This window comes from Streptomyces sp. NPDC027189 (assembly GCF_055566975.1).
This window is the reverse complement of sequence record NZ_JBVHRI010000001.1, coordinates 572,351-584,179: the sequence shown is the minus strand read 5'-3', so window position 1 is coordinate 584,179 and position 11,829 is coordinate 572,351. Positions and strand designations below refer to the sequence as shown.

The following is an 11,829-nucleotide window of genomic DNA, read 5'->3' as shown; positions in this document are numbered from 1 at the left end:
GGTCGTTGGGGTTACTGTCAGTTTCGTGTTCGCTGCAGAACGTCGCCAATTGATCCTCGAAATGGTGCGAGCGAATGGAGCCGTGTCGCTCCGTGAGCTCGCCCGCGTCGTCCAGACCTCTGAAGTGACCGTACGGCGGGACGTGCGCGCACTGGAGGCAGAAGGACTCCTCGACCGCCGGCACGGCGGTGCGGTATTGCCGGGCGGGTTTACGCGGGAGTCCGGCTTTCCGCAGAAATCGCATCTCGCGACCGCCGAGAAGACGGCCATCGCCGATCTCGCCGCGGGTCTCGTCGAAGAGGGCGAGGCCATCGTGGTGGGGGCGGGTACGACCACGCAGGAGCTGGCTCGCCGGCTCGCGCGGGTGCCCGGGCTGACCGTCGTCACCAACTCCCTCCTGGTGGCCCAGGCGTTGGCCCACGCCAACCGTGTGGAAGTCGTGATGACCGGCGGCACCCTGCGCGGTTCCAACTACGCCCTGGTCGGCTCCGGTGCCGAGCAGTCCCTTCAGGGGCTGCGGGTCTCCCGGGCCTTCCTCTCCGGGAGCGGGCTGACGGCCGAGCGCGGGCTCTCGACGTCCAACATGCTGTCGGCCTCGGTCGACCGCGCGCTGGTCCAGGCCGCCGCCGAGGTCGTCGTCCTCGCCGACCACACCAAGCTCGGTACCGACACGATGTTCCAGACCGTGCCGACCGATTTGATCACCCGCCTGGTCACGGACGAGCCACCCGGGCACGACGACCGCGCGGTCACCGAACTGCAGGCCCTGGCCGACCAGGGCGTACAGATCGCGGTGGCCGGGTCATCGGCCTCGGGCGGCGCGGGAGGCGATCCCGTCCCGGCGGGGCGCCCGCCACGCCGGGACGTACCGCTCCCCGGCCCCCGCCGCGGCCAGCCGATCCCCGGCACAGGCCCCCAACTACGCAGCGCAACCGCCTTGGGCGACCAGCCCCAGCCGGAACGCGCCAGGGTCGCCGACCTCCGCCGCCGCTGACCCCCCTCTCACCCCAAGGGCGGGAGGGATTGGCGGAGGTGGGCCACGAAGTGACCGCGATGTTCGGATTCACGTGGCCCGGAATTGCCCAGGACACCTCAGGGCTTCAGGCCCCGTAGCGTCAGGGTCAAGAGACGGTCGGCCAGTTGCGGCTCGTCCGGGGTTTCCTCGGCTGCCAGCGCGATGGCGTTGGTCAGTTGGAGGAGGTCGCCGATCGACACATCGGGGCGTACCGCGCCTGCCTCTTGTGCGCGGAGCAGTAGGGCGCTGCCCGCCTCGCGCATCGGGCCGCTGCATCGAGCGAGGTCCGAACCGTCGTCCTGCGAGGCCGACATGAGGGCGCGGGAGAGGCCGCGATACTCGCTGGCGTGGGTGATGATGTCGCGCAGCCAGTCCACGAGGGCGGCGCACGGCTGCGGGGCGTCGAGGAGTTCGCGCGAGCGGGCCAGCAGCTCGTCGACCGCGTCCTCGAAGACCGCGCTCATGAGGGCGTGCCGGTTCGGGAAGTGGCGGTAGAGCGTGCCGATTCCCACGCCCGCGCGCCGGGCCACGTCCTCCAGCGACGCGCCGGTGCCGTGCTCGGCGAAGGCGGACCGCGCCTCGGCGAGCAGCCGGTCGTAGTTGCGCCGGGCGTCGGCACGCATGGCGCGCGGCACTCCGGGGTTCTCCACGGGCCCGTGTGCCCCCGCTCTCTCCGGTGCGGTCGCGCCCGCCATGGCATCCACCTGCCCTTTCCTGCCGCGCGGCTGCGGTCCAGCATGCCATCGAGGCCCCCCGAGCGGCTTCCCCGGGCTGAGTGAAAGCCGTACCTGCTTCTCGTACGTCCCTGTGGCTCGTCCCCCTGCCCATCGTTTTGTACGCCTTCACGCCCCTTGGCGGAGCGGCGCGGGGAGAGCCATCGGGACGGGGGAGAACGAAGCGCCCGGCGGGCTGGCTGGGCCAGTCCGCCGGGCGCTTCGGGATGTCACAGGGAGACCCGTGTGTCAGTCCTTGATCTCGCAGATCGCGGCGCCGGAGGTGACGGAGGCGCCGACCTCCGCGCTCAGGCCCTTGATGGTGCCGGAGCGGTGGGCGTTGAGCGGCTGTTCCATCTTCATGGCTTCCAGGACGACGACCAGGTCGCCCTCCTTGACCTCCTGGCCCTCTTCGACGGCGACCTTGACGATGGTGCCCTGCATCGGGGAGGCGAGGGTGTCGCCGGAGGCGACCGGGCCGGACTTCTTGGCGGCGCGGCGCTTGGGCTTGGCGCCGGCGGCCAGGCCGGTGCGGGCCAGTGACATGCCCAGCGAGGACGGCAGGGAGACCTCCAGGCGCTTGCCGCCGACCTCGACGACGACGGTCTCGCGGCCCGGCTCCTCCTCGGCCTCGACGTCGGCCGGGGCGGCGAAGGCGGGGATCTCGTTGACGAACTCGGTCTCGATCCAGCGGGTGTGGACCGTGAACGCCGCGTTCGAGCCGGTCAGTTCCGGGGCGAACGCCGGGTCCTTGACGACCGCGCGGTGGAAGGGGATCGCGGTGGCCATGCCCTCGACCTGGAACTCGGCCAGTGCGCGGGCGGCGCGCTGCAGGGCCTGGGCGCGGGTGGCGCCGGTGACGATCAGTTTGGCCAGCAGCGAGTCCCAGGCCGGGCCGATGACGCTGCCGGACTCCACGCCCGCGTCCAGGCGCACGCCCGGGCCCGAGGGCGGGGCGAAGGCGGTGACCGTGCCGGGGGCGGGCAGGAAGTTGCGTCCCGGGTCCTCGCCGTTGATGCGGAACTCCAGGGAGTGGCCGCGCAGTTCGGGATCGCCGTAGCCGAGTTCCTCGCCGTCGGCGATGCGGAACATCTCGCGGACCAGGTCGATGCCGGCGACCTCCTCGGTGACCGGGTGCTCCACCTGCAGGCGGGTGTTGACCTCCAGGAAGGAGATCGTGCCGTCCGCGCCGACCAGGAACTCCACGGTGCCCGCGCCGACGTAGCCGGCCTCCTTCAAGATCGCCTTGGAGGAGGAGTACAGCTGCTCCACCTGGGCGTCCGACAGGAACGGGGCGGGGGCCTCCTCGACCAGCTTCTGGTGGCGGCGCTGCAGGGAGCAGTCACGGGTGGACACGACGACCACGTTGCCGTGGGTGTCGGCCAGGCACTGCGTCTCCACGTGCCGGGGCTTGTCCAGGTAGCGCTCCACGAAGCACTCGCCGCGGCCGAACGCGGCGACGGCCTCGCGGACCGCGGACTCGTACAGCTCGGGGACCTCTTCGAGGGTGCGGGCCACCTTCAGGCCGCGTCCGCCGCCGCCGAAGGCGGCCTTGATGGCGATCGGCAGGCCGTGCTCCTGGGCGAAGGCGACGACCTCCTCGGCGCCCGAGACCGGGTCGGGGGTGCCCGCCACCAGCGGGGCGCCCGCGCGCTGCGCGATGTGCCGGGCGGCGACCTTGTCACCGAGGTCGCGGATGGCCTGCGGCGGCGGGCCGATCCAGATCAGGCCGGCGTCCAGCACGGCCTGGGCGAAGTCGGCGTTCTCCGAAAGGAAGCCGTAGCCGGGATGGATCGCGTCCGCCCCGGAGTCCTTGGCGGCCTGCAGCACCTTGGCGATGTCCAGGTAACTGGTGGCCGGAGTGTCACCGCCCAATGCGAACGCTTCGTCCGCCGCACGGACATGCAGAGCGTCCCGGTCCGGTTCCGCATATACGGCAACGCTCGCGATCCCGGCATCCCGGCACGCCCGGGCCACGCGGACAGCGATTTCGCCACGGTTGGCGATGAGCACCTTGCGCACGATGGCTCCCTCCTTGAAACAAGCCGAGTTTAGGGACTGCCGACACGGCTTCTCGACCCGTCCCCAGTGGTGAGCTTGCCCACACGGAGCGTGATGCGAGGCTCGCCCGACCCGCGAAATCCCTTGTCGCACCGCGGCACGCAGGAATCCTTCCCTGAACCCTAGCCTTCCAATGTGGTCAAGGTCTCTGTGACTCCGTGCTGCGGCCCACAACGTTTCTTTGTCGAGTCCCTACGAATGGCCCAACGATTCTTTGCCCTCGGCAGAACCCTTGTCCGGGGGTTTACCCGTTAGTAGCGTTCGGGATGTACCGAACGTACTTGGGGTAACAGCACTCGGAAGTGGGTGGGGACCGGTGGTGCGCAGACCGGTGGCGTGGGTGGCGGCGATCGTGCTCTTGGTGGAGGCGATCGGAATCGCGCTGCTGAACTGGTTCCTCGGCGTCGTCGTCGACCGTCAGGACATGTCCCTGGCGGGCCTCGACCCGGACATGATGTCCGTGTCGTCGAAGGTCGGGGGCCTGGTCTTCGGCCTCTACTTCGCGGCGTGCGGCTTCGCGGCGCTGCTGGTCGCCCTCCGCGACCGCGCCCCGCGCGTCTTCGGCCGCACCCTGCTGATCAGCGCCGCCGTCGTGCACGCCCTGCTGGGTGCCTTCACGGTGGGCCTGGTGGGCTGGGGCGCGTTCGCCTTCATGATGGTGGTGCTCGGGCTGATCGTGTTCACACTCATGGCGTACGACCGCCGGGAGGTCGCCGGCGGCCCCGTCGACGCCGCGCCCGAGGGCGGCAAGAACGGCGACAACGGAGGGGGCGCTCCGGTCGCCGCTCCGCCGGCCCCGTCCGCCTCCTGATCACTTCTCCCGCGGCGTCCACAACTCCGTGATGCCGACGCCCAGTTCGGCCAGCAGACGGCGCACCAGCGGCAGCGAGATCCCGATGACGTTGCCGTGGTCGCCGTCGATGCCCTCGATGAACGGCGCCGAGCGGCCGTCGAGCGTGAACGCGCCCGCCACGTAGAGGGGTTCGCCGGAGGCGACGTACGCGGCGATCTCGGCGTCGGTCGGGTCGCCGAAGCGGACCACGGTGGACGCGGTCCCGGAGGCGTAGCGCTTGGCCGTCGTGTCGTAGATGCAGTGGCCTGTCTGGAGGGTTCCGGCCCGGCCGCGCATCGACTTCCAGCGGGCGGTGGCCTCCTCGGCGTCCGCGGGCTTGCCGAGCGCCTCGCCGTCCAGGTCGAGCACCGAGTCGCAGCCGATCACCAGCGCGCCCTGGACCTCGGGCTTCGCCGCCACCATGGAGGCCTTGGCCTCGGCCAGCGCGAGCGCGAGTTCGGCGGGGGTGGGCGCGGTCACGGCGTCCTCGTCGACTCCGCTCACGATCACCTCGGGGGCGAGTCCGGCCTGCCGCAGCAGGTTGAGCCGGGCGGGGGACTGCGAGGCGAGCACGAGGCGGCGGCGCGGCTGATCGGTCATGCGGTCAGGGTATCGGCGTACTTCACCTGATGCCGAGGACGATCATCGCGAGCACCATGGCCAGCGCCATGAGAACGCCCAGGCGCCGCAACATGTCCTGCATGTCGCGGAGTTCCTTGGGAGGTTCGTCCTCCGGGTCGGACCACAGCATGCCTTCGATCGTGCGGTGGTGACGGCCCCGGGCGCCTGAGTACGCGTACTCAACTTGCGTACGCGGCGTGTAAATGGTTCTGGGGTTTCTTTAGTGGGTGAGTGCCTGCTACGGTCGCGAGGATTCCTAAAGGAACTCTGGTCCCCTTTGGTGGGACCTTCGGGAGGCACCTGCCGTGTTCACCACCGCCTGGACCGCATCGCCCCAGCTCCCCAGCGAAGGCTTCACCCCCAACTGGTCGCGGGAGGGCTTCTGGCGTCAGTCACTGCGCCAGGTCGTACGCCTCACCGCCGGCGGCGACCGGATCCGGGTCCGGCTCTCGAACGCGTACGGAACCTCGCCACTGCGGATCGCGGGCGCCGCCGTGGCCCGTGCGGGCGAAGGGGCCGCCGTCGAGGCCGGCTCGATGCGGCGGCTCACCTTCGAGGGGGCCACCGGTGCGGAGATCCCGGCGCGCGGACTCCTCGTCAGCGATCCCGTCGAACTCGCCCTGGAATCCCTGGAGCCGGTGACCGTCACCCTCCACCTCGACGCCGTCACCGGGCCCGCGACCTTTCACGCGCAGGCCTTCGCGACCAGCTACCGGGGTGCGGGGAACCGCCTCGACGACATCGACGGCCAGGGCTTCGGCGAGGTGACCGAGTCCTGGTACTTCCTCGCGGGCGTCGAGGTCGACGCGGGTGGCCGTACGGACGCCGTCGCGCTCTTCGGGGACTCCATCACTGACGGCTTCGGCTCGACCCCGGGCGCGAACCGCCGCTGGTCCGACGCGCTCGCCGAACGCACCGGCCGGCCTGTGCTCAACGCGGGCATCGGCGGGAACCTGCTCCTCAACGACTCCGCCTGGTACGGCGAGAAGGGCATCCACCGCCTGGCACGCGACGTACTCGACCACCCGGGCGTGGACACGCTCGTCGTGCTCCAGGGCCTCAACGACATCGGCTTCAGCGAGACGGACGAGCAGCCGACATACCGGCCCGCGCCGGTCGTCGAGTCCGACGAACTCATCGACGGCTACCGGGAGTTGATTCGCCAGGCCCGCGCCCGGGGCCTACGGGTGATCGGCGCGACCCTGCTGCCCTTCGGCGGCTCCGACCACTGGGGCGAGCACGCGGCGAAGGTGAGCCACGAGGTGAACGAATGGATCCGCCGCTCGGGGGAGTGGGACGCGGTGGTAGACCTGAACCGCGCGGCGGTCGATCCGGCCGACCCGGACCGGCTGCACCCGGCGTACGACTTCGGCGATCACCTGCACCCGAACGACGCGGGATACGCGGTGATGGCCGAAGCCGTATCGGAACTGCTGCGGAACTAGTCGGGCCAGTACGTGCGGCTCCACGCCGTCGGGCCGGGCCGGGGCACCCGGTGCGCGGCGATGCGGGCCGGGTCGGCCCAGGAGTCGCGCGGTCCGGGCGCGCCGGACGGGGTGGAGGCCGCCGCCGCGGCGCGCGCCCTGACCACCGCGAGTGCGGCGGCCAGCTCCTCAGGGGTCGGATTGCCCCGTACGACCTTGATCGTCATGTCTGCTCCCAAGAATGATCCGGGTCCACAGGGGGCTCAGAGGGGGATGTTGCCGTGCTTCTTCGGAGGGAGTGATTCCCGCTTCGTGCGCAGCTGACGCAGACCGCGTACGACGTGGGAGCGGGTCTGGGACGGCATGATCACGCCATCGATGTAGCCGCGCTCGGCCGCCGTGTACGGGTTCAGCAGGGTGTCCTCGTACTCCTGGATCAGCCGGGCCCGGGTCGCCTCCTGGTCCTCGGCGGCCGCGATGGTGCGGCGGTGCAGGATGTTCACCGCGCCCTGCGCGCCCATCACCGCGATCTGGGCCGTGGGCCAGGCGAGGTTGAGGTCGGCGCCGAGGTGCTTGGAGCCCATGACGTCGTAGGCGCCGCCGAAGGCCTTGCGGGTGATGACCGTGATCAGGGGGACGGTGGCCTCGGCGTACGCGTAGATCAGCTTGGCGCCGCGGCGGATGATGCCCGTGTGCTCCTGGTCGACGCCCGGGAGGAAGCCGGGCACGTCGACGAAGGTGATGACGGGAACGTTGAAGGCGTCACAGGTGCGGACGAAGCGCGCGGCCTTCTCACTCGCGTCGATGTCGAGGCAGCCGGCGAACTGCATCGGCTGATTGGCGACGATGCCGACGGGGTGGCCCTCCACCCGCCCGAAACCGGTGAGGATGTTCGGCGCGAACAGCGGCTGCGTCTCGAAGAACTCGGCGTCGTCCAGGACGTGCTCGATCACCGCGTGCATGTCGTACGGCTGGTTCGCGCTGTCCGGCACCATCGTGTCCAGCTCGCGGTCCTCGTCGGTGAGGGCGAGGTCCGCCTCCTCCGGGAACACCGGGGGTTCGCTGAGGTTGTTGGACGGCAGGTACGACAGCAGCTGCTTGACGTAGTCGATGGCGTCCTTCTCGTCACCCGCCATGTGGTGGGCGACGCCCGACACCGCGTTGTGCGTGCGCGCGCCGCCGAGCTCCTCGAAGCCGACGTCCTCGCCGGTGACCGTCTTGATGACGTCCGGGCCGGTGATGAACATGTGCGAGGTCTGGTCGACCATGATCGTGAAGTCGGTGATCGCGGGGGAGTAGACCGCGCCGCCCGCGCAGGGCCCGACGACGAGCGAGATCTGCGGAATCACACCCGAGGCGTGCGTGTTCCGCCGGAAGATCTCGCCGTACATGCCCAGCGCGCTGACGCCCTCCTGGATGCGGGCGCCGCCGGAGTCGTTGATGCCGATGACCGGGCAGCCGGTCTTCAGCGCGAAGTCCATCACCTTCATGATCTTCTGGCCGAAGACCTCGCCGAGGGCGCCGCCGAAGACGGTGAAGTCCTGCGAGAACACTGCGACCGGGCGGCCGTCGACCGTGCCGTACCCGGTGACGACACCGTCGCCGTACGGGCGGTTCTTCTCCAGCCCGAAGTCGGTCGACCGGTGCCGTGCGAACTCGTCGAACTCGACGAACGAACCCTCGTCCATCAGCAGCTCGATCCGCTCACGGGCCGTCAACTTGCCCTTGGCGTGCTGCTTTTCGACGGCGCGCTCCGAGCCGGCGTGCGTCGCCTCTTGGATGCGGCGCTGCAAGTCCGCGAGCTTGCCCGCGGTGGTGTGGATGTCGGGGTGTTGCAGCTCTTCCGGCTCGGACATCGGGATGCGGCTCCCTGCCTGCTCTAGGGGGACGTGAGGGTGAGGTGCTCAGAAGGGGGGCTTGCTACTCATCCGTAGCGTAGTGGCGTGCCTACCGTTCGGCAGTGCGGCGTTTACCACACCTAGGGTGGGTTGCATGACGCCGCGAGATGCATCAGACGCGAACGACAACGCGAACGGCAATCGGTGGTCCGACCTGGACCGTCCGCCGCTGAACGAGGCCACACTGCGCCGGGCGCTGGTCCGCGGGGACGGGCTCTGGCGCGATGTCGAGGTGGTCCAGCGCACCGGGTCCACCAACTCCGACCTCGTCGCCCGCGCCACCGAGGGGAAGGCCGAGGAGGGCGCGGTCCTCGTCGCCGAGGAACAGAACGCCGGGCGCGGCCGCCTCGACCGCCAGTGGACGGCGCCCGCCCGCTCCGGCCTCTTCTTCTCCGTCCTGCTCAAACCCACCCAGGTCCCCGTCGAGCGCTGGGGATGGCTGCCGCTGCTCACCGGCGTCGCCGTCGCGACCGGCCTCTCGCGCGCCGCCGGCGTCGACACGGCACTCAAGTGGCCCAACGACCTGCTGGTGACTGTCGGTGAGGAGGAGCGGAAGGCCGGGGGCATCCTCGCGGAGCGGGCGGGCACCGACGCGGTGGTGATCGGCATCGGCATCAACGTCACGCTCCGCGAGGACGAACTCCCCGTGCCCGGGGCCGGTTCCCTCGCCCTGGCGGGCGCGGTGAGCACGGACCGTGACACCGTGCTGCGAGCCGTGCTCCGCTCCCTGGAGCAGTGGTACGAGCGCTGGCGCGGCGCCGGGGGCGACCCCGCCGCGTCCGGCCTTCAGGAGACGTACGCCGCCGGGTGCGCGACGCTCGGCCGCTCCGTCCGGGCCGAGCTGCCCGGGGGGCGGTCGATCACCGGGGAGGCGGTGGCCGTGGACGGGGACGGGCGCCTGGTCATCGCTACCGGGGAGGGTGTGCAGGAGCCGGTGGGAGCGGGGGACGTGGTCCATCTGCGGACGGTGTAGGGGTGGTTTTTTCGCCCTGGCGCCGCTACCCGTGGTGGCTGGTCGCGCAGTTCCCCGCGCCCCGTTCAGGCGCGGGGAACTGCGCAGTCCTTTGAGCGGGGGTCTGGGGGCGCAGCCCCCAGGGATGATGGGGGTCCCCCCGCTCGAGCGAAGCCGAGAGTGGGGGAGGGTAGCGGCGGAGGGGGCGAAAAAACCTCCCGGTCTCAGCCCCGGCGTCGGGAGTGAGCCAGCGCACACCTGCCGTAGAGTTGAGCGCGGTCGATACCTGACCGCGGCAGATCGGAAGGGCAGCAGGCGTGACCGTCGACGACACCGGCTCCGACACGGGTTCCCACCCCGCCCCCGACGGCGAGCCGGGCCGTACCGTCGAGTCGGTCACCGACGCGTCCCCCGCATGGCCCGAAGCAGGCACCGAAGCGGAGCCGGACGCGCGGCCCGACGCACGGTCCGAATTCCGGTCCGACGCGGACGGTCGGGTGGACGTGCACCTCGACCCGGACTCCGGGGGTGACCCGCTGGCGCTGCGCCTGGAGGGGCTCATCCTCGGCGCCGAGCGCCGCTACACCCCCTTCCAGGCGGCCCGCAGCGCGGGCGTCTCCGTGGAGCTGGCCACCCGCTTCTGGCGGGCGATGGGCTTCGCCGACATCGGGCAGGCCAAGGCGCTCACGGAGGCCGACGTGCTCGCGCTGCGTCGGCTCTCCGGCCTCGTCGAGGCGGGCCTGCTCAGCGAGGCGATGGCCGTGCAGGTGGCGCGCTCCACGGGGCAGACCACCGCCCGACTGGCCGAGTGGCAGATCGATTCGTTTCTGGAGGGGCTGACCGAGCCCCCGGAACCCGGGATGACGCGCACTGAGGTGACGTACCCGATCATCGAGCTGCTCCTGCCCGAGCTGGAGGAGTTCCTCGTCTACGTCTGGCGGCGCCAGCTCGCCGCCTCGGCCGGCCGGGTCATCCAGGCCGCCGACGACGAGGAGATGGTCGACCGGCGCCTCGCCGTGGGCTTCGCCGACCTCGTCGGGTTCACACGGCTCACCCGCCGCATGGAGGAGGAGGAACTCGGCGAACTCGTCGAGGCCTTCGAGACGACCGCCGCCGACCTGGTCGCCGCGCACGGCGGGCGGCTCATCAAGACGCTGGGCGACGAGGTGCTGTATGCCGCCGACGACGCCGGCATCGCCGCCGAGATCGCGCTGCGGCTCATCGAGACGATGGCGAACGACGAGACGATGCCGGAACTGCGCGTCGGCATCGCCTTCGGCACGGTGACCACACGGATGGGTGACGTGTTCGGCACCACCGTGAACCTGGCGAGCCGCCTCACGTCGATAGCGCCACGTGACGCGGTCCTGGTGGACGGCGCCTTCGCGGAGGAACTGATCCGCACCGGGGACGCGCCCGCCTCCGAGGCGGAGGCCGCCGAGGCCGCTGCCGCCGCGGAGAAGGAGGGCGAGGAACCGCCCTCCTACCGCTTCGCCCTCCAGCCGATGTGGCAGCGCCCGGTCCGTGGCCTCGGAGTGATCGAACCCTGGCTGCTGGCCCGCCGGGACGCCGAGTCCTAACGGGGGCCGATCGGCGCCGCCAGACCGTTCACACAGATCCCGACGATCGGCAGGCACACGCCCGGGGGATCGGGCTGCGGGGTCGGGCCATGGGTCGTCGCGCTCGGGGCAGGCTGCGGGGCTGCGGGAGTGGTCGCGGCCGGGGGCGGTGTGGTCATGGGGGCGGTCGGGATGCCCGTGGTGTCCGGCGCGCTGGTCGCCGGGGCATTCCCGGGCGGTGACGGGATCGACGCGGGCGTGGTCGGCGACGGTGTCGGTACGACGCTCACGCCCGCGGTGGGCGTCGCGCTCGACGCGCCCATCGCAGCGGTCGCGGTGGCGGTCTTGGGGTGAGCGGAGGGCACTGCCTCGACGGTGACCGCGTTGCCCGCGGTGTCCATGACGGTCGCGCCTGTCGGCTCGGCCTCCGCGCTGCCCCCACCGCCGATCACCGACTCCGGCGTCATCCGCACAAAGCTCAACACCCCGGCGGCGAGCGCCAGTCCACCCACGGCGAAGAACACCCGCCGCGGCCGGGGCCTGCGGTGCCGCCCTCGGACGGGGCGGACCGGTGTGTTGTCGTCCGCCGCGGGATGCGCCGCTGTGCCGTCGGCCGTCCCGGGAGCCGTCGGCCGCGCCGTTGGAGGCGTGCGTCGCGGCTCCGGCCGGGTCTTCGTGGCCTGCGTCGTCTCTCGGTTCGTCATGGTCGTCCCTCCCCAATGTGCCCGCGCCCCCCGAATGTGCCGGCGGTGCG

The 11,829-nt window shown here is 71.3% G+C and carries 12 protein-coding genes; 5 read left to right on the top strand and 7 right to left on the bottom strand.

Going from position 1 to position 11,829, the window contains the following annotated elements:
• The first annotated feature begins 25 nt into the window (after nucleotides 1–25).
• The gene (locus ACZ4RZ_RS02660) at nucleotides 26–994 is read left to right on the top strand and encodes a DeoR/GlpR family DNA-binding transcription regulator (RefSeq protein WP_467741297.1); all 969 of its coding nucleotides are present in this window, start codon (nucleotides 26–28) and stop codon (nucleotides 992–994) included.
• 98 nt (nucleotides 995–1,092) lie between these two features.
• On the opposite strand, the gene ACZ4RZ_RS02655 is transcribed toward ACZ4RZ_RS02660, so the two are convergent.
• Both ACZ4RZ_RS02655 and ACZ4RZ_RS02650 read right to left on the bottom strand, forming a co-directional pair.
• Nucleotides 1,093–1,638 carry a TetR/AcrR family transcriptional regulator gene (locus ACZ4RZ_RS02655; protein WP_467741943.1) on the bottom strand — a complete coding sequence of 182 codons (546 nt, stop codon included), beginning with the start codon at nucleotides 1,636–1,638 and terminating at the stop codon, nucleotides 1,093–1,095.
• A 339-nt stretch (nucleotides 1,639–1,977) separates the two neighbouring features.
• Nucleotides 1,978–3,750 carry an acetyl/propionyl/methylcrotonyl-CoA carboxylase subunit alpha gene (locus ACZ4RZ_RS02650; RefSeq protein WP_467741295.1) on the bottom strand — a complete coding sequence of 591 codons (1,773 nt, stop codon included), beginning with the start codon at nucleotides 3,748–3,750 and terminating at the stop codon, nucleotides 1,978–1,980.
• Between the two features lie 355 nt (nucleotides 3,751–4,105).
• On the opposite strand from ACZ4RZ_RS02650, the gene ACZ4RZ_RS02645 reads away from it, so the two are divergent.
• Complete coding sequence (locus ACZ4RZ_RS02645) at nucleotides 4,106–4,600, top strand: hypothetical protein (RefSeq protein WP_467741293.1); 495 nt, start codon at nucleotides 4,106–4,108, stop codon at nucleotides 4,598–4,600.
• Here the strand turns inward: ACZ4RZ_RS02645 and ACZ4RZ_RS02640 are convergent, their stop codons facing one another.
• Both ACZ4RZ_RS02640 and mmpB read right to left on the bottom strand, forming a co-directional pair.
• Complete coding sequence (locus ACZ4RZ_RS02640) at nucleotides 4,601–5,221, bottom strand: Maf family protein (RefSeq protein WP_467741291.1); 621 nt, start codon at nucleotides 5,219–5,221, stop codon at nucleotides 4,601–4,603.
• A 22-nt stretch (nucleotides 5,222–5,243) separates the two neighbouring features.
• Nucleotides 5,244–5,372: a morphogenic membrane protein MmpB gene (mmpB, locus tag ACZ4RZ_RS02635; RefSeq protein WP_268240534.1), complete on the bottom strand. Its 129-nt coding sequence runs from the start codon at nucleotides 5,370–5,372 to the stop codon at nucleotides 5,244–5,246.
• 175 nt (nucleotides 5,373–5,547) lie between these two features.
• Here mmpB and ACZ4RZ_RS02630 point away from each other — a divergent pair, with 175 nt between their 5' ends.
• On the top strand, nucleotides 5,548–6,687 hold the full coding sequence (locus ACZ4RZ_RS02630) for an SGNH/GDSL hydrolase family protein (RefSeq protein WP_467741289.1): 1,140 nt from the start codon (nucleotides 5,548–5,550) through the stop codon (nucleotides 6,685–6,687).
• Here the strand turns inward: ACZ4RZ_RS02630 and ACZ4RZ_RS02625 are convergent.
• Entirely contained in the window at nucleotides 6,684–6,893 is a 210-nt protein-coding gene (locus ACZ4RZ_RS02625; protein ID WP_467741287.1) for an acyl-CoA carboxylase epsilon subunit, read from the bottom strand. The two genes, ACZ4RZ_RS02630 and ACZ4RZ_RS02625, sit on opposite strands and share 4 nt — an antisense overlap.
• Before the next feature lie 36 nt (nucleotides 6,894–6,929).
• Entirely contained in the window at nucleotides 6,930–8,522 is a 1,593-nt protein-coding gene (locus ACZ4RZ_RS02620) for an acyl-CoA carboxylase subunit beta (RefSeq protein ID WP_467741285.1), read from the bottom strand.
• 136 nt (nucleotides 8,523–8,658) lie between these two features.
• On the opposite strand from ACZ4RZ_RS02620, the gene ACZ4RZ_RS02615 reads away from it, so the two are divergent.
• A complete protein-coding gene (locus ACZ4RZ_RS02615) occupies nucleotides 8,659–9,537 on the top strand; it encodes a biotin--[acetyl-CoA-carboxylase] ligase (protein WP_467741283.1) in 879 nt (292 codons plus the stop codon).
• Between the two features lie 296 nt (nucleotides 9,538–9,833).
• Nucleotides 9,834–11,096, top strand: coding sequence for an adenylate/guanylate cyclase domain-containing protein (locus ACZ4RZ_RS02610; protein ID WP_467741281.1), 1,263 nt, complete (start codon nucleotides 9,834–9,836; stop codon nucleotides 11,094–11,096).
• Here the strand turns inward: ACZ4RZ_RS02610 and ACZ4RZ_RS02605 are convergent.
• The gene (locus tag ACZ4RZ_RS02605; RefSeq protein ID WP_467741279.1) at nucleotides 11,093–11,779 is read right to left on the bottom strand and encodes a hypothetical protein; all 687 of its coding nucleotides are present in this window, start codon (nucleotides 11,777–11,779) and stop codon (nucleotides 11,093–11,095) included. The two genes, ACZ4RZ_RS02610 and ACZ4RZ_RS02605, sit on opposite strands and share 4 nt — an antisense overlap.
• Nucleotides 11,780–11,829 lie beyond the last annotated feature (50 nt).